Consider the following 23,359-nt stretch of genomic DNA (forward strand, 5'->3'; position numbering starts at 1 on the left):
GCAGGGCCGCGACGCTCACCCCGGAACGGGCAGAGCAGCTGTCCGCGATCGGGATGCGGTGGGTGCAGCCGAAAGCGTGGAGGACTCGAAGTCACCGGCCTATGGTCGAAGCGTGAGCGCCTTCACCCCTTCCCCGAGGCTCTGCAAGCTGTTGTTTGGGCGCGCATCCCACCGCTACGACGTCCCGCCCGCCGCGCCCCAGCCGTCGAGGAAGGCGGCCAGGGCGCGGCGTTGCGCTTCCTCACGGACGATCTGTTCGTTGAGGACGGTGCGGTCGATGTAGGGGGTGACGGCGGCGAGGACCAGGCGCTGGAGTTCGTCCGGCTCCAGGGCCTCCACCTCCCACTGCACCGGGCGGGCGGGGTCGAAGCCGTAGCGGCGTGCGAAGCCGGGCCACCGCGGGGCGCCGCTCTTGCCCTCGGTCGCGGGCGGGGTCGTACCGCTGGACCTGTTCGCAGGTGAGCAGTACCCGCTCGCTGTTGCCCCCATGGAGGGCGCACTGCCCGGGGCTCAGGCGGCGACATTTCTATCCGTGCGGTAACGGGAGGCGGAAACCGGCTGCGCGGTGAGCGGCAGGTGGTACAGGGTCGGGGTGTGACGGGACTCGAGGGGCGCCGCCAGGGGCATGTGTGGCTGCTGGTGGGTGTGGTGTGTGCGGTAGTGGCGTTGGCGTGTGCCGGGTATGTGGGGCGGCAGCTGAGTCATGGAGGGTTGAAGGCATCCGATACGGCGGGGTTGGCTGCGGTCGGTTTGGCGGTGGTGGCGGGGTTGGTGGCGGTGGCGGCGTTGCGGAAGCAGTCGCAGGCAAATACCGCCGCGTTCGCGGACGTCGCGCTCGCCCGGGGCTGGGCCGGCACGCTGGCGAAGCAGGTGGAGACCGGGGAGGGCGCGGTGCTGCGGCGCTGCTGGGTGATGACACCCGGCGCATCAACCTCGTCTACCGTCTCCACCCCGCCGGGGCGCGCCCGGCTGTGGCGCCGGGCGCGGGGCAGTTGTTCGCAACCGGCCCCGGAGGGCCGACGCTGCCGGACATCGCCGGCTACTACCGGCAGACCCGGCCGGACCGTCTGGTGATCACCGGCGCCGGAGGGGCCGGGAAGACGGTGTTGGCGCTGGAACTCCTGCTGGCGCTGATCGAGGGGCGTGGGGAGGCGGATCCGGTGCCGGTTCGGGTTCCGCTGTCGCGGTGGGACACCGAGCGGCACGCGCTGCCGGGACTGCTGGTGGAGCGGCTGGTGGAGGCGTACGACTGGCCGCGGGGCATGGCGGAGGGACTGGTCCGGTACGGCCTGGTGCTGCCGGTCTTGGACGGCCTTGACGAGATGGATCCGCCAGGCCCCGACGGGATACCGGACCCGGCGGCGCCGCGGGCCACTGCGGTGGTGGAGGCGCTGAATGTGTATCAGCGGGGCAGGGAGGCCGGGCCGCTGATCCTGACCTGCCGCACCGAACACTACGACGTGCTTCATCCGCAGGCGGCAGTGGTGGACGCGGCCCGGATCGAAGTCGCGCCTGTCGGTGTCACCGATGCCCGGGAGTACCTGGCCGGCCGTGCACTCGACGAACTCCGGTGGCAGCCCTTGACCGACCATCTCGCCGCCGAACCCGCCGGGATGCTGGCCGGAGTGCTGTCGACGCCGTGGCGTCTCGGCCTCACCGCCACCGTCTACCACCGCGAAGGCGACCCCGGCGACCTCCTCGCGCTGCCCGACACCGGGGCGGTCGACGAACATCTCCTCGCCCGCTACATCCCCGCCGCAGTACGCACCGCCCCCACCCCGTGCCGGTACACGGCCGAACAGGTCCACCGGTGGCTCCACCACCTGTCGGTCCACCTCGACCCCACCGGCAGCCAAGCGGCACCAGGCACGCCGGGCACGGCAGGAGCCACCGACCTCCTCCTGCACGAACTATGGCCCCTCGCCGGACGGGCACGCGTTTGGGCAACCGACTTCCTCCTGAGCGCCCTCGCGGTCCTCACCGTCCTGGCCCTCACTCAAGCCCTCACGAACCCGCTTGGCTTGGTGATCACTGTAATAGCGGCAGGGGCATACGTCTTCGGGACGAACAGGCCTCCGCAGCGCTGGACGAGCCCGTTCCAGAGGGCCGGGGCCGTGCGCCGGATCGCGGGCGCGATCGTGTTCGGGACCGCGTTCGGGAGCGGGAACGGAGTCGTGGGCGTAATCGGAACCGGATTCGCCTTCGGGATCATGGCCGTAGTCACGGTCGGGATCGTGAACGAGCCGGGCACGAACCGCAGAACGAGGGCCGCTATGAGGAACGACGCCCTCCTCGGTATCGCGACCGGGGCCGCGACTGGAATCGCTCTCGGGCTCGTAGTGGGGATTGGGGGCAGGAGCTCGGACGGGATCAAAACGAGAATCGCGGTCGTGCTGATAATCGGGATCATGGTCGCGATCCCGGCCGCACTGGTGGCTGGTGCTTCACGCAGGTACCTGGCGTTCCTGGCCCTGTCCCGCGGCCGCCTGCCGTTCCGGCTCGCACGCTTCCTGGACTGGGCAGTAGGCGCTGGGCTGCTGCGGTACAGCGGAGCGGGGTACCAGTACCGCCACCGCGAACTCCAGCACTGGCTCCGCCGCGACCCAGTCCCGCCGCCCCGCCTGCCCTGACACAGCCCTTGGCTCACCGCAACGAGACACGGCAGACGCGACAGCAGCATGTGCCGACAGAGCCCGGAACCGGCACCGTGCGGCAGCACGCACGCCGGTTCCAGCCGGTACATCACCTGCCGCAGCGTCACACCGCCCTCGTAGCCCTTCACGGTCTCCCGCGCCCGGTCCACCACGACCGGCCACCGCACCGCTCACGCGCCATAGAGGTACATGTACCCAATCCTCGGAGGAGGGGCGGGGTGTGCAAGATCATGCCCTTGTTGGTGATCTTGGTCGGTAGCGTGAGAGGCGGCGCCGATGCGGTCCGCGCCGGTGCGTATCGCATGACGATCAGGAGGGTTCCCCATGGCCATTGAAGCGGGCAAGTGGGAGATGACCAGCAGTGACAACTACGGCGAATACCTGAAGGCCGTGGGCGTCGGCATGATCAAGGCGAAGCTGGCCGAGAAGGCCATACCCACCGAGGAGCTCACGACCGGGGACGGGCCTTGGGAGCTGTCCGTCACGTCTCCGCTGAAGTCCACCAAGCTGTCGTTCACGCTCGGCGAGCCCGTTGACAACACGACGGCGGACGACCGCGTCGTGACGTCGACGTTCACCACGGACGGGGACAAACTGATCCAGGTCGACCGCCTCCCGGAAGGGGAGAGCAAGGTGATCAGGGAGTACAGCCCCACCGGGATGGCCGCCACCTACAGTGGCAAAGGTGTGACGGCCACCCGCGTGTTCAAGCGCCTCTGAGTCCGTCCCGGCGTATGGGCTGCGGACACCCGCGCGGGGCAGGGCAATCTCACGGCCGGGCAGCGCGGCGTGCTCGCCGAACCCGGCGCGCAACGAGTTCGGCAGAAGGCCGAAAGGCCCGTCCCCGGCGGTCCGCCGGCTTGCGGAACCGTCAGGGACCGGCCGCGGGCCCCGGGGAGGCCGCGGACCCCGGCTGTCCGGCAGGTGCCCCTGATCGAGGGGCAGCGCGAGCCACTGAAGGCCGCTGACGGCGCCCCGCGGGGCCCGGGTTCGAACGTGCGCGCGGAGCCGTCCACAACGCCCCCGACGACTGGTGAGAGAACACGTTCACGGCGCCGCTTCCGGAGTGGTGCGGGCGGCGTCGTGAACACGGCGGCAAGGGGCCCGGGCGCGCTGTGCGCCCGGGGCTGTTTTGCTGCCTGGGGTCGGCGGCAGCCCGGCCCAGGGCCTACACACAGGTCAGGGCGATGCGGCTGCTCAGGGCCTGGCATCGCCCTGGTGTTCGCGTAGGCCCTGGGATCCTGGGGCCACTCCCCCACGTCGTGAACTGCGTTGCAACCGGGGAGGGTTCGGCAAGACGGTCCAGCCGCGTGCCGGGGGCCAGAAAGGCGGACGCGGTTCTGGGCGCGGCAGGCGGTGGCTTCCAGCGGCTGCGGATAGCCGTGCGTCGGCTTCGCGGAGGATGACTTCAGCGAGGGCGCCACGGCCGTCGCTCCTGGCAGGGCGGTCGTCCCGGCATGATCGTGATGCCGTGGGCATTAGCGGTTCGGCTGGGTGTCCCGGCCGGCCGCGTGGTGGCCGACCGGGACACCGCGGTGGCAGCGAGCTCGGACTTCCGGCCCAGGCCGGGCTGCTCACCGTGCGGAGTGCGGAGGGGGCGAGGTCAGACGGGCCGGAGTTCGAAGTACTGCCCCGGCCGGTTGCAGACGTTGAAGAGGAGAACCGCGCCGTCGTTGTTGCTGCCGCCCTGGACATGGAGGCACGGCTGCTGGAGTCCGCTGTTGATGGTGGAGATCATCCAGGTGCCGTTAGGCATGGCGTAGAAGTGAAGCCCAACCCGCTGCCACCATTCGCGGCAGCCGACGGTGCGGACGGGCTCGTCGATGGGCCAGCCCCCGGGACCCCCTCCTTCGGTGGCGCCCCAGCACCAGCCGGTGGAAGTACCGACGTAGTGATAGTCCCGTCCCTGATCCTCGCCGACCCGCACGATGTAGACGCGCTGGGTGGGCCGTCCGTCGCAGGGCTGCTGCACCAGCAGAATGCCCCACTCACGCCGGTCGTCCTCAGGACCGAGACACTTCCCGGAATGAGCCGCACGAATGGTGTACTCACCCTCCGCAGGCCCCTGCACAACCGCCCGCGGGACGGGAGCGGTTGTGGGTTCGGCGCCGACGCTGGGGGCGGCGGCGAGCGTGAAGGCAGCGAGGGCGGTCAGGGCGAGAGCGCAGGCGGCGGCGCGCCAGCGGGCGGGAACAAGGGACATGGCTCACTCTCCGGTTCAGGGGCAGGTGGTAGGGGCCCGGTGAGGGGTGACTCGGGGTTCCCTGCCGTGATGGCCGACGAAGTAGGGCGAAAGTTGGGCTCCGGCGGGTACGGGATGCGGAGCGATCCTGTTCGGATGGTTCCGGTGGTGATTGTGTGGCCTGCCCCGCTCGCACCGCTGGCGTCCACCCACCTGGCCGGGGTTGCCGACTCCCGCCCGTGTCCGTCCAGGCAGCGGGACACAGGCCGGGGCGCGGTGACGGCCGGCGCAGAACACGGCCGGGCCGTATTCCGTGTCCCCCGGTGGTCGGTGCTGTACGGGTGGGTGCTGATGAAGGAGCGGCGCGGCCGGGCGGCGCTGCTCCCGGTCCGGGAGTTCGGCCGTCCGCTCCGGCCGGGCGACGGGGCGGGCGCCCTGGTCCGACGCCTGTTGCGGGCCGGGGCCTGATGTCCCGGGCCGGAGCGTCAGGGCCTTCTAGACGGGCCGGAGTTCGAAGTACTGCCCATCCCGGTTGCAGAGGTTGTAGAGGAGGCCCGCGCCGTCGTTCATGCCGGCGTCCTGGACGTGGAGGCAGGGCTGATTGAATCCGCTGTCGACGGTGGAGATCATCCAGGATCCGTTGGGCATGGCGTAGAAGTGAAGCCCGACCCGCTGCCACCAATCGCGGCAGCCCATGGTGCGGACGGGCTCGTCGACGGCCCAGCCCCCGGGGGCCCCTCGTGAGGCACCGCCCCAGCAGTAGCCGGTGGAGGTGTAGACGTAGTGGTAGTCCTGTCCCTGGTCCTCGCCCATCCGGGCGATGTAGACGCGCTGGGTGCGGCGGCCGTCGCAGGGCTGCTGCACGATCAGGATGCCCCACTCACGCCGGTCGTCCTCCGGGCCGAGACACTTCCCGGAATGAGCCGCACGAATGGTGTACTCGCCCTCCGCAGGCCCCTGCACAGCCGCCCGCGGGACGGGAGCGGTGGAGGAAGCGGCACCGGCAGCCGGGGCGGCACCGAGCGTGAAAGCGGCGAGGGCGGTCAGGGCGAGAGCGGCACGGGCAGTACGCCGACGGGAACGAACAGGGAGCATGGGCACTCTCCAACAGGAGGAGAAAGGGGTGGGGGATGCGCAGCGGCGCTCCAGCCAGGAGGGACACCGCCCGGGGCTCCCGCTGAGCTGATATGAAGTATGGCGAGACCCGGGCTGCGGAGAGAGAGCGGCGGACAGTCCCCTTCGGGTGAATCCGGGGACGGGCGTACGACACCGCGGCAGCGGCGGCGAACACACCCGCAGCAGAACCGCCCGATCCGCACCCGTGACCACTCACACCCATCACACCGACACCGCCCGGACTCCGGGCCCCCATCCCCAGCGCGGACCTGCCCCCGGGTCTCGCTGGGCTTGTCCGCGCCGCCAGGTGGGGCCGGACCGGGAACAGTCAGGTGCGGAAGGGTGCGAGCCCGGCGGCCTTGCGGCGGAAGGCCCGGGGTTGCTGAAGGAACTGCAGCGCCCATCGTGTGCGCCACGGACCGGCGTTCCGTCGTGGAACAGGACAGTTCCACAGGGGCGGGCCCCGGGGATGGTGACTGATCCCCGGGCCCCTGGCGTGGCCGGGGGTCAGCTCTCGTTGTCGTGCGGGCCGGTGAGCCAGTTGACGACTTCCGTGTCGGTCATGACGATCGCCTGCGTCTCGTGGACGGCATCGTGATGGATGACGTGGAAGCGGCCCGGGTGCCTGCTCTGTTTCGGGGCGGGTCCGGCTATGGGGGCGAGCCTGCGCCAGGTGTCGGCCGTGAACCGCGAGAGGATCACCGTGGCGAACTGCTCGCGGACCTGCGTTCCGAGGACACCGGCGGTGGGGTGCCCGTCGGCGATGACATGGACGCGGGCCGCGCGTCCCGCCCAGAGGGCGTCCTGGAGCACGGTGACAGCCGGGGACATGGTCGGGTCGTCCTGCTGCCGGAACGACACCCGCGCAGCGAGGGGCAGTCCGTCGAAGGCGGCGAGTCGGTAGGCGAGGGTGCGGCGGAGCTCGCGTTCCTCATCGGTGACCCCGTCGGGGTGAGGGGGAAGACCGCGGCCTGGTAGACCACGATGGCGGCGAGGACCCCGTCGGCGATGCCCTCCGCATACCCGTCGGCCCCGTACCGCGAGAGCCACGGGCGTGGGCACGGGCTGGAGGAAGGTCGCCATGTGGCGGCGGGAGAGCCATGAGCCGATCCCCGCGCCCAGCCCGGCCACTCCCCCGGCCACCAGAGCCGCCGTCCGGCCGCCCCCCAGCTGCCCGAACACGGATCCGCCTGCCGCCCCGCACATCACCAGCACGAACATCATCATCAGGTGAATACGGGTCACGATCGAGAACGCCATGCCAGGCAGTACGCCCACCCGCCCCTCCCCCACCTCAAGCCCCCGGACTCACCCCACCGGCCCCGGCCCTCCCCTGGAGCTGGGCACACCATCCGTCCGGGAACCGGATTCAGGCAGCCGGGCAACAGGCGCGGGCAGACCCTTGTATCCGGGCCCGAGGCCACACCGCCTCGGCCGGGACCGCGACGCCGTCCCGGGACCGGTACAGACCACAGATACAGCCGCATCCCCGGACGCAGCGGTGTCAGCGTCCGCGGGGAGACCCAGCCGACGACGCGCCTCGGCGGTTGCCGCTATCACGGCCGCGAGCGCCTCCGCGGTCTCGGGGCTAATCCGGGAGAGGGCGGTGGCCAGCACGTCGATCGCGTCCAGCACGTCCTCGGCCGCCCGCCTCACTCCAGGCAGTGGGCATGACCGCGTCGACCAGATGACAGGCGCTCTCGACCGCCAGCTCGGCCCGGTGCTCCACCCCGTGCGCAGCCTGCGGGTTCAGTCCCATGCCCGGGTTCAACGATGCTGCTGGCGGAAATGATCGCCGCCTTCGCGCCGATACCGATCCGCTGTCCGAAGTGGTCACGCCGTCTCCGGCCGGGTAGACAGCCCGGCCGGAGACGGAAGCTGCCCCATGGCGATCCCGGCCGCGTGAGCAACAGTCAGGGCGTGTTGCCGGAGTAGTGGAAGCGGCACACCACACCCGGACCGCCCGGCGAGCGCGGGTCGTCGGGGAGCGAGTCGTACGGCGCCCAGCCGCCGGGCCACCCCCCAGCTCGGTCATCAGGGCGGCGCCGTCGTCTATCCCTTCCGGCCGCCAGCCGGTGATGTCGAGCAGCAGTCCGTCCAACGGCCCGCCGACCAGGACGGCGTACGTCTGGTGCGGCAGCGGGCCCGGGTGGGGATGGTCGCGGCCGCAGCCGTACACCCGGCCGCGCAGCAGCTGCTCGTCATCGGCGTTCATCCGGCCAGCCTCCCCGCCACCACCAGCAGGCCGCCGGCGCCCGAAAGTCCAGCCCTCCCGCCCGGCGGGCGTCAGGCTCAGGGCAGACGGTCGGGGACGGGCCAGTCGATGCACACTCCGCGGCGGATCAGCGCGGTGATGCTGTCGACCTGGCGCGCGGGCGGCTGCTCCTGGGCGAAGCGGCGCAGCGCCCGGTGGATGCCGTCACGCAGTTGGCCGTCGGTCATCGTGGGCGCCTGCTCCTGGAGGTCGTCGAGGAGCTGCGCGGCGCGGGCCGCTCGGGACAGTGCGGCGTCGGCGAGCGGTCCTTCGGCGAAGCCGTCGCGGACGTACAGGCCGGGCTCGATAAAGGTCATGGTGATCTTCCTTTCCGCCCGGCCGCGCGTGGTCTCCCGGGTGGGGACACGGTTCGCAAGTCCGAGCGAGCGGGAACGTAGAGCACCGAGTTCGTTAGCGTCGCGTCCTCGCGGCCGGCCCTGGGCCCGTGGGTAATCTCCCGTGCCTCACCGCGCCTTCGGCAGCGTGGCCAGGATGCGGCGCTCCTCGGCCGTTGCCGACGATCCTGAAGCACGGTGACGGCCGGGGACGTGGTCGGGCCGTCCTTGTGCCGGAACGTCTTCCAGTAGCGGGCGAGCTGCCGCACAGTGGCGTCGGCCTCGTCGAGCGCGACGATCAGGCGCGGCACACCGGTCAGGTCGCCGTCGAGGTCGAGGCGGCGCTCAAGTTTGGTGGCGAGGCCGGTCAGGGCGTCGTGGATGCCGGCGATGTTCCTGCGATGGGTGACCGTCGGCAGCGTTTTGGCCCACAGGTGGGAGATCCGCTTGGGCGGCTGTGCTGTCCGACCCGGAGGTGCAGGAGGCGCGGGCACAGGTCGAGGCGGCGGGGACGGAGTTCGGCAGGGAGCTGTGCGCCCGTCTCCAGCCGTTCCAGGACCGCTACGACCAGGCCGTGGCGGAGGGCGATGCGGACGGGCTCGCCGAGGTCTGTGCCGGCAGGCACGGCCGCTGGGGACGGATCTGCGGCCTGGACGACGGTCACGAGATGGAGGAGCCGCACTCGGGTCGTACCGGCGAGGGCCGGCCGGTCGCGTGGGTGGGCAGCGCACCCGACGACTGGTGAGAGAACACGATCGCGGTGCCGCTTCCGGACTGGTGCGGGCGACGTCGTGAACACTGCGGAAAAGAGCCCCGGGCGCGCTGTGCGCCCGGGGCCGTTTCGCTGGCTGGGGTCCGCAGCACCCTGTCCCAGGGCCTACACACACAGGTGCAATCCGGGACTGGTCGCCCCGGTGGGGCTCGGCAGCCCCAGGGCGGCGGTGGCGGAGGCGAGGGTGCGGGGGCGTGGTTGGTGAGGGTCACGGTGTAGTCGATGCGGCCGTTGAGCAGGCCGGGACGGGGCGTGGCGGTCAGTCCCACGCCGAGGTGGGCGGCGCTGCAACATCGGCCTCCGTTTGCGTCATTCCTGGTGCGTTGTGGTGTGCGTGGCCCCGAGGATCCTGAGGGCTTCGGCGCTGGGGCTGCCGAGTTCGGCGTGGTAAATGATCAGTTGCTGACCGGGTGCTTCGCGCACATCGAAGGCGTGGTAAGTGAGGGTGATGGCGCCGGCGTCCGGGTGGCGGAAGTACTTCTCCTCCCGGGTCTTGCCGCGCACCGTGTGGGTGCGCCACATCCGTGCGAAGTCCGCGCTGTGATGGTTGAGTTCGGCTATGAGTTCACGCGGCTGCGCGCTGCCTGGATCGATGCCGTACGCCTGGCGTAGATGGCCCACTACCGTCTCGGCCGTCTGGTCCCAGCGGGAGTGGAACGGCCGACCCGCCGGGGTGAGGAAGACCATGCGGGCCAGGTTGTCCATCGGTTCGAAGGGGGAGTACAGCGCCTGAGCGGGGGCGTTGGCGGCCAGGACGTTCAGGCTCGGGTCGATGACAAAGGCCGGGGTGTCCGGGTAGCCGCTCAGGAGGACGCGCAGTGCGGGGTCGACACGGGCGCTGGTGGCGGCAGGCTGCTGGGAGGCCGTGGTTCCGGCTAGCTGGTGCAGGTGGGTTCGGGCATCGGTGTCCAGCCGCAGCGCGCGGGAGAGTGCGTTCACCACCTGTGCGGACGGGTGGCGTTCGCGCCCCTGTTCCAGGCGCGTGTAGTAGTCCGCGTTGACCCCTGCCAGTACGGAGACCTCCTCGCGGCGCAGTCCGGCCACCCTCCGCACACCGTGGCTGGGCATCGCGACATCCGCCGGCCGAACGGCGGCCCGTCGCGCCCGAAGGAACTCCCCTAAGTGGTTGTCGGCCATGCAACCAGGTTAGGTCCTGGGCCCCGTGTGCTGCCTGGGTGCACCACACCCGGGCAGCACACGGCCTGGGTCGCTCGGCAGCCCGGGACCAGAATCGGTGTCCTCCTGAGAGAAAGGGTCGGCCGTGGCAGACACGACGACGAAGGTCGTAGCGATCACCGGTGCCAGCAGCGGGATCGGTGAGGCGAGTGCTCGGCGGCTCGCCGTCGACGGGCATCACCTGTTTCTGGGAGCACGGCGGACCGACCGTGTGGACCGGCTGGTGGCGGACATCACCGCTGCGGGCGGTACGGCGGTGGCCCGCCGCCTGGACGTCACCGAGGCCGGCGATGTCCGGGACTTCGTGGCAGCGGCCAACGAGCGGTACGGCCGGGTGGACGTGATGGTCAACAACGCTGGAGTGATGCCGCTGTCACCGCTGGAAGCGCTCAGGACGGAGGAGTGGGATCGTATGATCGACGTGAACCTGCGGGGCGTCCTGCACGGTATCGCCGCCGCGCTGCCCGTGATGAGGGCGCAGGGTGGTGGGCATATCGTGAACATCGCCTCCGTCGGCGCGTATGAGGTTTCGCCGACCGCCTCCGTCTACTGCGCCACCAAGTTCGCGGTCCGTGCGATCTCCGAGGGCTTGCGGCTGGAGTCCGCCGGTGACATTCGGGTGACGCTGGTCTCGCCGGGTGTCACCGAGTCCGAACTCGCGGACCGCATCTCGGACCCGGAGGCCCGGGAGGCCATGCGGAGGTACCGAGCAGTGGCCCTGCCTGCATCTGCGATCGCGGACGCCATCGCCTATGCCGTGTCCCGGCCTCCGCAGGTGGATGTCAACGAGATCGTCGTGCGGCCCGCAGCGAGTTTCCGGTGACAGCAGAAAGCGGCAGTCATCACGCCCCCAACCACACCGCCGCCCTCGGCGATCTGGAACGCAGAGTACGCGCCCTGGAGGACCAGGACGCCCTGCGCGCCCTCATGGTTCGCGGCTGGCGGGCACTGGACCGCAAGGACTGGCGGACCTGGTCCGACTGTTGGGCCGAGGACGCCGTACTGGAGTTCGCGCCTTGGGGACAGACCAGCGGGAGGGAGAACATTCGTGCGAAGGTGGAGGCGGCCGAGTCGCCTTATGCGAGCATGCAACACCACATCCTCAACATGCACGTGGATGTCGAGGGGGACCGGGCGACCGGCATCGGCTACATGTGGTTCGTCGCTGTCACCACTCCCAGGAGAGCCTCCACGCCCTACTCCATGGGTGGCCCTTACGACTGGGAGTTCCGCCGGGACGGGAGCGACTGGCTCCTGGTCCGGCAGCGGATCCGGGTCTGGTGGACCGACGGAGAAGACACCTCGGGAGCCTTCGGGGCCCAGTGATTCAAGAGTGACGTCGCTCCCGCGTGGGCCGCCGCCGGCCACAGCGTGACCGCACCCGCCCGGATGGGCGTGTGAGCCCCCACGGCGTGACTCGTCAGGCCGGAGCCTGAACGAACAATTCGCCGACAGAGGTGCACTGAACAGCCGAAATGTGCGTGTCACGGTTCGGGACGCATGTCCACAGACAAGAAGGAGTAAGTATGAAGCTGTCCTTACGACGGTCACTTGGAGTCGCTGCCGCCACGATGGCCGTCCTCGCAGGCGCGGCTGTACCTGCCGCTGCGAGTGCTCCCCCGGACGACTTCTCCACGCTCATCAACGGCGTGCCCTGCAACCAGACCGACTTCCTGGAGATCCACAACAACAACGGCCAGAGCGTTCTCTGCTTCGCCAACGGCGGGTGGATTCCCGTCGCTATCTACGGCGTCAACTGGGTCGAGTCGGGCAACAACAGGGTGAAGCTCCAGTTCCAGCGGAGCCTGAGTAACCCGACACTCGAAAGCGTCACCCTCGCAAAATGGAGTACGTGGAACCCCGGCCACATCCACAAGATAATTCGGATCGAAATCTACTGATATCCGAAGGGGGACGATCCTGGGACGGCGCCGTCGAGCAGGCGGGCCAAGACCCACCGGGGTCAGCCCGGGCGTGGCCGGGGCTGACCCCGGGCCGGCCGTGTCGGTCTCGATGACGACGCGGTCGGCCCGCATTCCAGGACCTACCCCTGACGACGACCGCTTCTCCCTCGCCTCCGTGCTCCAGCGCGAACTTGAGGTGTACCTCCTCGCCCACGGCGCCACCGACCGCCCCGCACATCACCAGCACGGAAGTCTTCATCAGGTGGATACGGGTCACGATCGAGAACGCCATGCAAGGCATTACGCCCACCCGCCCCTCCCCCACCTCAAGCCCCGATATCCGGGCCCGAGGCCCCGCCGCCTCGGCCGGGACCGCGACGCCGTCCCGGGACCGGTACGGGCCACAGATACAGCCACCCCACCGGGCGCAGCGGTGTCAGCGTCGGCGAGGAGACCGAGCCGGCTGCGCGCGTCGGCAGTGGCCACCACCACGATCACGAGCGCCTCCGCGGTCTCGGGGCTGATCCGGGAGAGGGCGGTGGTGAGGACGTCGATCGCGTCCAGCGCGTCCTCGGCCGCCCGCCTCACTCCAGGCAGTGGGCATGACCGCGTCGACCAGATGACAGGCGCTCTCGACCGCCAACTCGGCCCGCTGCTCGACCCCGGGCGCGGCCCGCGTGTTCAGTCCCATACCCGGGTCCAACGAAGCCGGCTGCGGAAATGATCGCCACCTTCGCGCCGATACCGATCTGGTGGTCCCTCACGCACGGTCCGGGGTGTTCACGCTCTCTCCGGCCGGGCTGTCTGCCCGACCGGAGAAGGAAGCCGCCCGCAAGGGGGCGGACCCGGTCGGGGCCTTCCGGATCAGGGCCGGTGGGTGTGGGTGCGTTCATGGGCACCGCCTCCGTTGCCGGGTGCGTCGGTGTCGTTCGACGCTACGGAGACTGGCGCTCCGTCCTCAACGAGATTGCGGGAAATTACGTATCTTCACCCCAGGGTGTCGATCGCGGCCGTGATGAGGTCGCGGGCGGCGTCGCCGTCAAGACGGCCATCTGAGCGAGGCCGGTGAACACCTTGGCGTAGTCGGCGTGCGTCTTCCCAGTTCCGGGACACGGTACAGGCCCAGCCCCTCGCGGGTGCGGGTGTCAGGGCCGGTGCAGTACGGGGTTGCCGAGTACGACGGTCGCCGTATGGCTCTCCGGCTGCTCCGCCTCGATGTGGAAGATGGCAATACCGGTGAGGTCCACGGACACCTGGACCGGACGGTTGATCTGTGCCGTCACGGTCTTCAGTGGCTTCTCACGGTCCGCGCCGCCGCTGAATTTGACGGTGATGGGATAGGCCGGGCTGTCGTCGTCGAGACCGACGGTGAGAGTAAGGGATTTGTAGCGTTCGTTGATGCTGTAGATGACCCGGTCGTAGGAGCCGATCTCGGAGACCATGGCGCTGTCGAAACGGGTGCCGCCCGTGACGGCGGAGGTGGTCTGCCAGCCCTCGCCGGAGTCGTAGAGGGGCGCGATATCCGTCAGCGGTACGTCTTTGGTCCCGGAGGCAACCGGGGACGGTGTTCTCCCAGTCCCGGTGCCGGGCCCTCCTTGTCCCGAACCGGCAACAGGCGCGGGAGTGGCCGTCACGGTCGCGGTGACCGTCGCGGTGACGGTGCGCGCGGTCGGTGATGTCACGAACGTGGAGACACCGAAGAAACCGAGCAGTAGTCCGGCGACTCCCGTGAAAGCCGAGACGATCGCCGCCGTCTCGGCTCGTCGGCCACCACCCGACGGCACAGGCGGCGGGGGAGCCGAGGGGGGATCGGGGAACGGCAGAGATCCCGGCGGACGCGGCGGTAACCCCGACTCTGACTGCCCAGCACTCATCAGCGACTCTCTCTGTCCGACAACTCGCACGCACCACCACCAGGGCCCGGTCCCGGGGAACCATTCCCCGGACTCGGGCGCTGACAGCCGACCGGCCAGCCGTGTGTCATTTCCCGCCCGGATTCTCACCCCTGCCCCGGCCCCCGGACAAGGACTTGCACACCACCACCGCGACCCCGGAAACAGACAACAACGCACACACAAGACCGCCAGCCCACAGCCAGCCTGCCGACCGTGCCAAGCCGCGATCCCACCCCTGCGGAAGACCGCCGCCCTGAGCAGGGCACCCCCGGGTCCACACCCGTATCCCACGACACCACCGACGTGCGAAGTCGGCAATGGCCGCCGCCAAAGTGGCGAGCGCCCCGAGGGTCTCGCAACTGATCCCGGACAGAGGCAGCGGCCGGGATGACGATCGCGTCCTCAGTCGCGGCCGTGCCCCAGGCCGTGGAAGTGACCGCATCGGCGAAATGACAGCCGCCTGTCGACTGCCCGGTCGGCCATCCACTCGGCCCCGGGCACCGCCTGGGAGTTCAGTCCCATACCCGGGTTCAACGAAGCCGGCTGCGGAGATGATCGCCACCTTCGCGCCGATACCGAACTGGTGGTCCCTCACGCACGGTCCGGGGTGTTCCCGTCCGTCGTCTCCGGCCGGGGCCGTCTTGCCCGGACGATCGGGATCCGCTTCCGGGGAGCCGGCCCGGGAGCGGGGCGACTACCGGCGCCGAAAGGGCGGCGGCTCTGGCTCGACTGCCGGTAGCCCCGGACGGTTGGAGGAGAGAAAAGGCGCGGGGCTCAGGGCGCGGCGGTGAACGTCCAGCCGGTTTCGAAGGCTGCCCCCTCGCTGAAGGTGATGAGGGTTCCGGAGGTGGGGGTTGCGTCGACGGGGTCGTGTTCGAGGATGCGCAGGCGGGTGCCCTTCGATCCGGTGGGGTGCGGCTGGGAGGGTTTGGCCGGTTCGTAGGTGCTGCCGTTGAAGCCGGGGTAGCCCATGGCCCACATCTGCCGGCGCCCCTCCGGCTGGCCCGCGTCAGCGTGGGGCTGCTGAGTGATCGTCCGGTCCGGCTGGACGGCCAGGACCAGTCCGCTGTGGACGTTGACGATCCGGAAGAACGTGTACCTGGTGCCGTGGTGGTCGACCTCGAAGCGCCACCGCTGGTTCGCACCGTTGTTGCCACGGTAGGGAGCCCGGCCGCCGCTGCCCAGAACGCCAATCCGGCCATCCGGCCCACCTGCGGGCGGGAAAGCGCGACCGTCTCGGGCTGGCAGACAGCCACCGGTGCTCACTATGCCGTCGTGGCCGGTGGTGAGGGAGCGGCATGCGACTGGGTGGCCAACGGGGACAGGGCGGGAGAGGCGGTAAGGGAAGCGGTAAGGGAAGCGGTCGGGCCCTGGAGCAGACCGCCCCGGAGCAGCCCGTGAGGGCGGTGAAGGCCGGTGGGTGCGGGGCTACGGCGAAAGCGGGCCGGCATGCCCGGTCGACGCGCGACTGTCGGGGCCGTGTCACGTCCACGACCTCGCCCTACAGTGCGGTACGGCCGGACCGGACGGCAGGCCGTGCATCAGCGCGGCCGGCATCGGCCCCTGGGTTCGTCCGCCTGTCTGGTCAGATGCCGGTCTTGCCGGCGATCCAGAGGCGGTGGCCACCGGCGTTGGTGTGGACGGACGGGTAGCTTCCGCTGCAGTTGGAGGGGCCCCAGCTGACAACGCCGATCAGGCGACCGTTCCGGGCCAGCGGGCCACCACTGTCGCCGTTGCAGGCGGACGGGCCCGCCGCCCCGTCGTAGGTGCACAGGTGGTTCACCGGGCTCAGGTTCCCACCGGGCCAGCGCAGCCGGCATTCGGGAATGGGCAGGACCGTGACCGTGGCCTGCTGAAGGATGTCCGCCCGCCCTCCGCCTGCACTGACACGCCCCCAGCCGGTCAGGACCGCGCTGCCGCCTGGGACATCAGGCAGATCCTGGAGCGCGATCGGCTGGGTGCCCGGGTTGAAGTGGATCGGTGCGCTCAGCTTCAGGAGGGCGATGTCGTTCGGCATACCGGCGGCGCCGCCGTTGTAGTCCTCGTGACCGATCGCTTCCGCCACCGGATACACGGTGCGATAGAGCGTGGGAGCCGCGAGGGAGTTCGTCCCCACCATCACCCGCATGCCGCTGACCGGACTCCCCAGGCAGTGGGCCGCGGTCAGCACCCACCGGGCGCCGATGATCGACCCGCCACATGTGTGGAACCACCCGCCGGAGCGCTGGACCTGCAGCGACGCCTGGTAGGGGTAGGCGTTCTCAGGGGCATCCGTCCCGCCCACGACCTGGGTCACCGGCGGCTCGACCGGCGGCGGTGCCGCCGATGCCGTGCCCGCCCCGCCGGCCAGACCGGCGGCCGGCAACACCCCCACCACACCCGCGACCAACCACCCGGTCCAGCCCCTGGCCATCACCACGCCCGCTTGCCTTCCCTCGGTACGGGTGAACAGGGAAGACAGAACGATCAAGACACGTAAGCGCACAGGAACCCCTCTCGGACGAGATACGGGCAGGACCCGGCACGGACCCCGGGAAGTCGGATCGTATGCCCGCCCCGAAGCCCGCAACGATCCCCCGGAAGAGTGACCACCACCCCCACACTTACCCCCGGGCAGGAACCCGAGTGGGAGCATTCGGAGCCCGGAACTCCTGCGGCGCGTTCCGGGAATCCTGCCCGGGTGGGTCCCTGCCCGCCCGAAACCGCTCGGACCGCTCCGGCGGGGAAGCCGGACACGGTCGTCACGGCAAGGGCGACCGCACCGGCCCGGCAGGCCGCGGTTCCGGAGCCGGCCGGGAGACGCAGATGCCGGCGCGCGTCGGTCGTGGCCACCACCACCGCGGCATCACATCGACGGGTTCCGGTCGTTCTTGTGGAGCCGACGGGGGGTGACGGAGGTGTGCGGCTTCGTGCGGACGGGGTACCGGACGACCCGTCGCGGAGTTCCCACCCCCGGTGGGCACATGGCGCACATCCGGGCGGTCGGCCGTTCGGGCCGGTGGAACCGGGGCCGGGGTGGAGCGCAGGCGTGCCCGACGGCATCGGGCCCCGGGGAACGTCCAGGATCCTGGGGCGGCCGGACGGCACGACATGGGGGAGGTATGCGCCATTCCGCCTCTGTGCGACGGCAATGGGCTTTATGTTCGATTTCCGGTGAACGTGAGGTGTGGTCTGCTGTGGCCGGCTCGGTTTAACCGATTCTTTACCCGCTGACCGGCCGGCGGCCGATTTCCCGCGCACCGGTGGCGGCTGCTCTCCCCTGCCCGGCATTCGTCTCACCCGACAGCCCGCCTCACCCCGCTCCCGGCTCGGGGGCGATGTCGAGAACGGATGGTCCACAGCCATGGCTGACCGAGGCTTTGCGGAGATACCCGGCGACCGCACCGGCACCTGTGCCGCGACAAGTCCTCGCCGGACGGCGGCCCGCGGCCCGTCCGGGCCGAGCCGGCCGCTTGTGCTGCGACGGATCACGCGGGACGGGCTGCCGGACGGGGCGTACCGGCCGGGGCTGTGCGCGGTGCCGCAGCTCCCCGGCAGGGCGGGGGCGGTCGTTCACGGGGTACGGCGTTCCGCCGGACTGGACGGGCGGGGCGGGCGATCCGTCCCCCGGTTTTCGCATTCTCTGAGAGGAGTACAGGTCATGGGGTTCATGCGGTACAAGACGACGGGCTACAACTGGGTGCAGGCGTATCCGGAGGGCGGTGAGTGGCGGCTGTTGTTCGGACGGGGTCTGCAAGGCGCCCTGATCAGCGAGCAGCGCCTGGTCGGCTGGGACGCGTTCAACGTCATCGTGCCGAAGGTGTGCAACGAGAAGAAGCTGAGCAACGGTGACTTCGCGCTGACGCTGTCCCGACCCGGTCAGGCGCCGCAGAGTCTGTTCATCTCGGGCGACACCTACGAGTGGTACGACTGGGAGCAGAAGACCACCCTGAGCGAGGGGTCGTGGACCGGGCTGGCGAACTGGGGCACTGCGCTCCCGGCCGGCTACCGCTCGCAGAACGACGCCCTGTTACCGGCGCCTGACGGGGCGGGCGGAACACGGCAGACGTACTTCTTCAAGGGCGCGCGGGTCCTCACCCTGAACTGGTCCACCGGCGTGGTGCGTGAGGCGCTGATCACCGAGGGCCCCGACGCGTCGGGCTCCGCGGGCTGGGCGCAGCTGCCGCAGGACTTCCGCGAGAACCTGGACCATGTCGCGCCGTACAAACCGGCTGCCGACGGGACCCGGCAGAGCCTGCTGATCAAGGGTGCCCAGGGCGTTCTGCTGAACTGGAAGACCGGGGTCCTGGCCTCCGGAGCACTGGACCAGCTCCGCGTGGCGGGCCTGGCCGCGCTCCCCGAGCGCTACCGTACGCCCAACCGTCCGGTCACCGGCCGCTGGACCGGCACGAACGGCAACCAGCGGATCGAGCTCCGCGTCGACCTGGAGGGCGAGCGGTCACTGGGAATGATCAGCGGCGATCTGTTCACCGGCGACACCTGCACCGATTCCTTCCGGACCACCGCTGCTCTGACCGTCATACCGAGCCCCGACCGCTTCCTCCTCCACCAGCCGGGTCTGTCCTGGGCCAACAACTCACCCCTGACCAACCTCACACTCACGCTCCCCCGGCTCGCCGTGAACAGCGGCACCGGCAACGCCGTCATCATCCTCGACGCACCCGGCGGCACCCAGACGTACTTCAGCTGCAACTACGCCGGCCCGGCCCTGCGGTCGGTCGAGATGGAGACCGACGCCACGGCGGGCACCCAGGTCTTCCAGAGCTACAACACCGCCGTGGGCAATGTGCCGCGCGGCTACCGCAACCGGGTCCTGACCATCGCCTCCGCCTATGCCGAGGCCGGCGTCGAGCTGAAGAACGCGGGCCGGGTCAATGTCGTCGCCGACACCACGGGCGCCGATCTGAAGTGGTCGGAGGCCGAGCTGCATGCGGCGATGGAGACCAACTTCAGCCTCCACCAGGACACCGAGCAGTGGAAGATCTGGACCTTCGTGGCCACCTACCACTCCCTCCACGACAGTGTCGCCGGGGTCATGTTCGACCAGATCGGCAGGCAACGCCAGGGCATGGCCGTCTTCCACAACGCCCTGCGGGACCTCAACCTGATCGGCGACTCCTTCGAGCTGTTCGCCTATGTCCACGAACTCGGACATGTCTTCAACCTGCACCACTCCTGGGAGAAGCATCTGTCCACCCCGCCCGCCCCCCTGGGGCCGAACAACGGCCTCGGCGAACTGTCCTGGATGAACTATCCGCAGGTCTACAGCAACGGTGACAGGGCCGGGTTGCAGCACTTCTGGCAGGACTTCCCGTACTCCTTCAGCGACAACGAACTGCGCCATCTGCGCCATGGCTTCCACCGTCACATCGTCCCCGGCGGCGACGCCTTCCTCAGCAACACGGCACTCGACCTCAGTGCCACCGCACCGGCGTTCACCCTGCCGGGCGCCGGTGAGGACCCGGGGCTGGCACTCTCGCTCGGCGGGAAGCAGTTCTTCGGCTACGGCGAGCCGGTCATGGCCGAGTTGAGGCTCTCTCGTACCGGGATACGCGGGGATGTGGAGGCCGCCGCGGCGATCGGCCCGAAGGGCGAGCGCACCGCGATCGTGATCACCGACCCGTACGGCCGCACCCGGGCCTTCCGCCCCATCGCCCGCGCCTGCGCCGGACACGGGGAAGTCGAACGCACCGTCACCCTCACCGAGGCGAACCCGGCCGTCTACGAAACCGCCTACCTCGGCTACGGCAGCGACGGCCTCTACTTCGCCGAACCCGGCACCTACCGGATCACCGCCGTCCACACCGGTCTCGACGGCGCCCGCACCGTCTCGCCCACCCGCACCATCCGGGTCCGCACCCCGCTCGACCGGGCCGACCAGGAAGTCGGTGAACTCCTCACCGGGGACGACCAGGGCACACTCCTCGCCTTCCTCGGCTCCGACGCGCCCCACCTCACCACCGGCAACGACGCCCTCCAGGAACTCATCGAACGACACGGCGACCACCCTCTCACCGCCTACGCCCGCCTCGCCCGCGGTGCCAACGCCGGACGTCACTTCCAGACCATCGGCGACGGCCGCCTCCAGGTCCGCCCGCCGGACATCGCCGAATCGGTCACCCAGCTCACCGAAGCCATCACCACCTCCCGCACCGACCAGGACACCGGCCTCGACAACCTCACCCTCAACGCCGCGTTCCGCCGCCTCGCCACCGTCCACGCCAAAGCCGGCGACCTCGAACGCGCCGAAACCACCCTCGACACCCTCACCGCCCACTTCCACGACCAAGGCGTCCCTGCCCACGTACAACAACACATCCAGCAACAGGCCGACACCACCCGCGCCCAGATCCGCGAAACCACCGGAGAACAATCCGGCTCCTGAACGGCCCACCCCGGCACCATGACACGACAGCCACCGAACCCCCAGCAAGGGCCATCGGATCCTCACCGGCGTCAACACGAACCCCCCGCCGGCTCGACTCGTTGCCCGCCCCCGGGCGCGGCCCGGGAGTTCAGTCCCCTACCCGGGCTCACCAACGCCGGTGGTGAAGTGATCGCCTCTTCGCGCTAATGCCGATCTGATCCTTCACGTTGCTGTCCGGGGTATGTGCCTCCGTCTCCGGCCGGGCTGTCTGCCCGGCCGGAGACGGAAGCCGCCCCGGGGATCCGGCCCCGGGGCGGGCCGGCTACCGGCGGCGTCCGAACAATCCGCGGCTCTTCCTCACTCCCGCTTCCGCCGCCGCGCGGGCCGTGGCCTCCTCCGCCTGGCGGCGGGTGAGACGTTCGGCTTCGATGCGGGCGAGGTCATCCTGCTCGCACGGTCCGCACAGATGATCCCGTTTCCCGGGCCACCCGGAGGGCCGGACCTGCTGCCAGCGGTCGTCGCTGAACCGGTTCCCGCAGGCGGTGCACACCGGCCGCCGTGCCTCCCGCTCCGGCGCCTCGCGCTCCGCCAGGCGACACCGGGCCTCCTTGAGCTGGGCCGCGTAAAGCCGGTCGCCGTCGGGGTTGTCCAGCGCCTCGCGCAGCGTCTGCCACTCATCCCGCCCGGGCCTGCGCCACACCGCACCGGCCGCGCCCTTGAAGTCGGCGGTGATCCGCTCCAACTCGGTGACGACCACTGGCACCGCCTGGTGGTCGTCGACAGCCGTAGTCCCCGCGGCCCGGCTCGGGGTACGGCTCCCCGGCGAAAGAGGTGTGGGCGGCCTGCTCCAGGCGCCGGATCCGGCTGTCGCGCTGCTCGACCGTTTTCCCGGTGAACACGAACGCGACCAGGACATAGCTCCCGGCAGGTAGCCGGGGGTAGAGACGCGGCCACAGCCGGAAGCCGTGCACCGCCGCGCCCTCCCAGCGGGCTGCCCGTTCGTGGTCCGGGTCAGCCTTCGGCGCCAGGAGTTCGAACCACTCGGTGTAGCGGCGCACCTTGGCCACCAGGTCGTCGACGGGCTCGTTGACCCGGTCGATCTCCGGAAGCATCGCGGGCACATCCGCGTCCGGGGCACGCATCGTCAGGTCGGCGTACTGGGTGTAGCCGTAGGGGAGCTTGTGGGCGATCTCGGTCTGCCAGCGGGGTACCGAACCCGGCCGCGGTCAGCACCGCCGTGGTCGAGGTGACGGCGGCGGCGTGCTCGTCATAACGGGTTCTCCCTCTTTCGTGTGGCTCGTGAGCGATGACTCCAAGCGCGTGGAATCGCGCGACTGCCCGATGTCCACCTGCGCCGCCCCGGCTGGCTCGGACTGGACGGTTACTGAGCGTATGGCGGAGCGTGCTCTTCGCGGCGGGCGCGGAGCCGGAGGCCCGGCCACGTCGACTTTTACTTTACCAACCGGTTGGTAAAGTAGAGTCATGAGCAACACATCCCGAGAGCAGATTCTGGAAGCGGCCCTGCGTCTGGTGCGCGCTGTCGACGGCGGGTCGATAACCCTGGCGTCCGCCGCGCAGGAAGCCGGGCTGAGCAAGCCCGGGCTGATGTACCACTTCCCCACCAAGACGGCACTGATGAACGGTGTGGTCGATCATGTGGCCGCCCGCTGGGAGCAGGCCATGATCGCCGCCCTGGACAGGCCGAGGGAGCAGGCGAGCCCGTCGGAGCGCATCGGCGCCTACGTGCGGGTCGCGCTGTCCGGGAGCCTGGACCGCGCGGACTTCGCGATCTTCACCGACGCCGTCTACAGCCCCGCCCTGAAGGACACCTGGATCAAGCGCCTGAGCCCGTGGTTCGCGCTGCCCGAGGACATGGCCCTGGAGGAGCGCGGACGACTCACCGCCGCCCGGCTGATGGCCGACGGCTACTGGACAGCCCTGGCGGCAGACACGTTCGTCCCCCGCGACGGCGAACGGGAACAGCTTCTCGCTCTCGCCGAGCAGCTCCTGAAAGAAGGCCCCCGATGAACAAATGGGCCCTGCTCACCCTCGCCGTCATCGGCGAGGTCTCCGCGACCCTCGCCCTGCGCGCCGCCTCCGACCACCCCGGGTGGTTCGCGCTCACCGCGGCCGGCTACATCGGCGCCTTCGTGCTCCTGGCCGCGATCCTGCGCACCGGCGCCTCCATCGGGGTGGTCTACGGCATCTGGGCCGCCTGCGGTGTCGCCCTGACCGCCGTGCTCGCGTACGTCCTGTTCGGTGATCCCCTCACCTGGGTCATGGCCGCGGGCATCGCCCTGGTCGCCGCGGGCGTCATGATCGTGGAGACCGGCTCCACGCACGCGGGCCACCCCGCCCCCGCCGGAAACGGAACGGAGGACCACCGGTGAGCTGGATCTATCTGACCGCCGCCATCTTCTGCGAAGTGAGCGGAACGACCTTCCTCCGGATGTCAGAGGGCTTCCGGCGCACGAAGTGGATCGCCCCGTTCGCACTCCTGCAAAGCGTCTCCTTCCTCTTCCTCTTCCTCAGCCTCGGCGAAGGCATGCCCATCGGCGTCGCCTACGGAATCTGGGCCGCCGTCGGCATCGCACTCACCGCGATCGTCGCCCACCTGCTCTTCCGCGACCCGCTCACCCGCCGGATGGGCCTGGGCATCGCCGTCATCGCCGCCGGCGTCCTCGTGATCGAACTCGGCCACTGA

The 23,359-nt window shown here is 70.2% G+C and carries 22 protein-coding genes; 10 read left to right on the plus strand and 12 right to left on the minus strand.

The annotated features are described in order from the left end of the window. Nucleotides 1-174 precede the first annotated feature (174 nt). On the minus strand, nucleotides 175-489 hold the full coding sequence (locus ACH4S7_RS19150) for a hypothetical protein (protein ID WP_398522393.1): 315 nt from the start codon (nucleotides 487-489) through the stop codon (nucleotides 175-177). A gap of 212 nt (nucleotides 490-701) precedes the next feature. Beyond that, a complete protein-coding gene (locus ACH4S7_RS19155) occupies nucleotides 702-950 on the minus strand; it encodes a hypothetical protein (RefSeq protein ID WP_398522394.1) in 249 nt (82 codons plus the stop codon). Nucleotides 951-992: 42 nt separating this feature from the next. Between ACH4S7_RS19155 and ACH4S7_RS19160 the strand changes: the two genes are divergently transcribed. Beyond that, nucleotides 993-2,630, plus strand: coding sequence for a hypothetical protein (locus ACH4S7_RS19160; protein ID WP_398522395.1), 1,638 nt, complete (start codon nucleotides 993-995; stop codon nucleotides 2,628-2,630). A gap of 348 nt (nucleotides 2,631-2,978) precedes the next feature. Next, nucleotides 2,979-3,374: a lipocalin/fatty-acid binding family protein gene (locus ACH4S7_RS19165; protein WP_398522396.1), complete on the plus strand. Its 396-nt coding sequence runs from the start codon at nucleotides 2,979-2,981 to the stop codon at nucleotides 3,372-3,374. A gap of 883 nt (nucleotides 3,375-4,257) precedes the next feature. Here the strand turns inward: ACH4S7_RS19165 and ACH4S7_RS19170 are convergent. The 4 genes from ACH4S7_RS19170 to ACH4S7_RS19185 form a co-directional block, all read right to left on the minus strand. After that, entirely contained in the window at nucleotides 4,258-4,857 is a 600-nt protein-coding gene (locus tag ACH4S7_RS19170; RefSeq protein WP_398522397.1) for an RICIN domain-containing protein, read from the minus strand. Nucleotides 4,858-5,331: 474 nt separating this feature from the next. Further along, the gene (locus tag ACH4S7_RS19175; protein ID WP_398522398.1) at nucleotides 5,332-5,931 is read right to left on the minus strand and encodes an RICIN domain-containing protein; all 600 of its coding nucleotides are present in this window, start codon (nucleotides 5,929-5,931) and stop codon (nucleotides 5,332-5,334) included. Between the two features lie 528 nt (nucleotides 5,932-6,459). Further along, nucleotides 6,460-7,230: a hypothetical protein gene (locus ACH4S7_RS19180; protein ID WP_398522399.1), complete on the minus strand. Its 771-nt coding sequence runs from the start codon at nucleotides 7,228-7,230 to the stop codon at nucleotides 6,460-6,462. A 1,014-nt stretch (nucleotides 7,231-8,244) separates the two neighbouring features. Next, on the minus strand, nucleotides 8,245-8,523 hold the full coding sequence (locus tag ACH4S7_RS19185; RefSeq protein WP_398522400.1) for a hypothetical protein: 279 nt from the start codon (nucleotides 8,521-8,523) through the stop codon (nucleotides 8,245-8,247). Between the two features lie 475 nt (nucleotides 8,524-8,998). Between ACH4S7_RS19185 and ACH4S7_RS19190 the strand changes: the two genes are divergently transcribed. Then, entirely contained in the window at nucleotides 8,999-9,286 is a 288-nt protein-coding gene (locus tag ACH4S7_RS19190) for a hypothetical protein (protein WP_398522401.1), read from the plus strand. A 336-nt stretch (nucleotides 9,287-9,622) separates the two neighbouring features. Here the strand turns inward: ACH4S7_RS19190 and ACH4S7_RS19195 are convergent, their stop codons facing one another. Next, a complete protein-coding gene (locus ACH4S7_RS19195) occupies nucleotides 9,623-10,450 on the minus strand; it encodes a helix-turn-helix transcriptional regulator (protein ID WP_398522402.1) in 828 nt (275 codons plus the stop codon). 124 nt (nucleotides 10,451-10,574) lie between these two features. Here ACH4S7_RS19195 and ACH4S7_RS19200 point away from each other — a divergent pair, with 124 nt between their 5' ends. The 3 genes from ACH4S7_RS19200 (at nucleotide 10,575) to ACH4S7_RS19210 (ending at nucleotide 12,390) form a co-directional block, all read left to right on the plus strand. After that, nucleotides 10,575-11,312: an SDR family oxidoreductase gene (locus ACH4S7_RS19200; protein ID WP_398522403.1), complete on the plus strand. Its 738-nt coding sequence runs from the start codon at nucleotides 10,575-10,577 to the stop codon at nucleotides 11,310-11,312. Then, nucleotides 11,309-11,815, plus strand: coding sequence for a nuclear transport factor 2 family protein (locus ACH4S7_RS19205; RefSeq protein ID WP_398522404.1), 507 nt, complete (start codon nucleotides 11,309-11,311; stop codon nucleotides 11,813-11,815). Before ACH4S7_RS19200 ends, ACH4S7_RS19205 begins: the two co-directional genes overlap by 4 nt. Nucleotides 11,816-12,015: 200 nt before the next feature. Beyond that, nucleotides 12,016-12,390: a beta/gamma crystallin domain-containing protein gene (locus ACH4S7_RS19210; RefSeq protein ID WP_398522405.1), complete on the plus strand. Its 375-nt coding sequence runs from the start codon at nucleotides 12,016-12,018 to the stop codon at nucleotides 12,388-12,390. A 1,148-nt stretch (nucleotides 12,391-13,538) separates the two neighbouring features. On the opposite strand, the gene ACH4S7_RS19215 is transcribed toward ACH4S7_RS19210, so the two are convergent. The 3 genes from ACH4S7_RS19215 to ACH4S7_RS19225 all read right to left on the minus strand — a co-directional run bounded on the left by ACH4S7_RS19215 (nucleotide 13,539) and on the right by ACH4S7_RS19225 (nucleotide 16,758). Further along, nucleotides 13,539-14,177 (minus strand): hypothetical protein, encoded by a 639-nt coding sequence (locus ACH4S7_RS19215; protein WP_398522406.1) that lies wholly within the window; start codon nucleotides 14,175-14,177, stop codon nucleotides 13,539-13,541. Between the two features lie 885 nt (nucleotides 14,178-15,062). Continuing rightward, nucleotides 15,063-15,554, minus strand: coding sequence for an RICIN domain-containing protein (locus ACH4S7_RS19220; RefSeq protein WP_398522407.1), 492 nt, complete (start codon nucleotides 15,552-15,554; stop codon nucleotides 15,063-15,065). A 319-nt stretch (nucleotides 15,555-15,873) separates the two neighbouring features. After that, complete coding sequence (locus ACH4S7_RS19225) at nucleotides 15,874-16,758, minus strand: serine protease (RefSeq protein ID WP_398522408.1); 885 nt, start codon at nucleotides 16,756-16,758, stop codon at nucleotides 15,874-15,876. Between the two features lie 1,170 nt (nucleotides 16,759-17,928). Here ACH4S7_RS19225 and ACH4S7_RS19230 point away from each other — a divergent pair. Continuing rightward, nucleotides 17,929-20,673, plus strand: coding sequence for a hypothetical protein (locus tag ACH4S7_RS19230; RefSeq protein WP_398522409.1), 2,745 nt, complete (start codon nucleotides 17,929-17,931; stop codon nucleotides 20,671-20,673). A gap of 304 nt (nucleotides 20,674-20,977) precedes the next feature. Here ACH4S7_RS19230 and ACH4S7_RS19235 read toward each other — a convergent pair whose 3' ends face one another. Next, nucleotides 20,978-21,412: a hypothetical protein gene (locus ACH4S7_RS19235; RefSeq protein WP_398522410.1), complete on the minus strand. Its 435-nt coding sequence runs from the start codon at nucleotides 21,410-21,412 to the stop codon at nucleotides 20,978-20,980. Then, nucleotides 21,330-21,767, minus strand: a complete 438-nt coding sequence (locus tag ACH4S7_RS19240) for a hypothetical protein (protein ID WP_398522411.1) — start codon at nucleotides 21,765-21,767, stop codon at nucleotides 21,330-21,332. Before ACH4S7_RS19240 ends, ACH4S7_RS19235 begins: the two co-directional genes overlap by 83 nt. 370 nt (nucleotides 21,768-22,137) lie before the next feature. Between ACH4S7_RS19240 and ACH4S7_RS19245 the strand changes: the two genes are divergently transcribed. From ACH4S7_RS19245 to ACH4S7_RS19255, 3 genes are read left to right on the plus strand one after another with little or no spacing between them, the layout of a single operon-like run. After that, the gene (locus ACH4S7_RS19245) at nucleotides 22,138-22,683 is read left to right on the plus strand and encodes a TetR/AcrR family transcriptional regulator (protein WP_398522412.1); all 546 of its coding nucleotides are present in this window, start codon (nucleotides 22,138-22,140) and stop codon (nucleotides 22,681-22,683) included. Next, the gene (locus ACH4S7_RS19250; RefSeq protein ID WP_398522413.1) at nucleotides 22,680-23,045 is read left to right on the plus strand and encodes a DMT family transporter; all 366 of its coding nucleotides are present in this window, start codon (nucleotides 22,680-22,682) and stop codon (nucleotides 23,043-23,045) included. Before ACH4S7_RS19245 ends, ACH4S7_RS19250 begins: the two co-directional genes overlap by 4 nt. Further along, entirely contained in the window at nucleotides 23,042-23,359 is a 318-nt protein-coding gene (locus ACH4S7_RS19255; protein WP_398522414.1) for a DMT family transporter, read from the plus strand. Before ACH4S7_RS19250 ends, ACH4S7_RS19255 begins: the two co-directional genes overlap by 4 nt.

It is taken from the genome of Streptomyces sp. NPDC020965 (assembly GCF_044333555.1).
Taxonomy (GTDB): domain Bacteria; phylum Actinomycetota; class Actinomycetes; order Streptomycetales; family Streptomycetaceae; genus Streptomyces.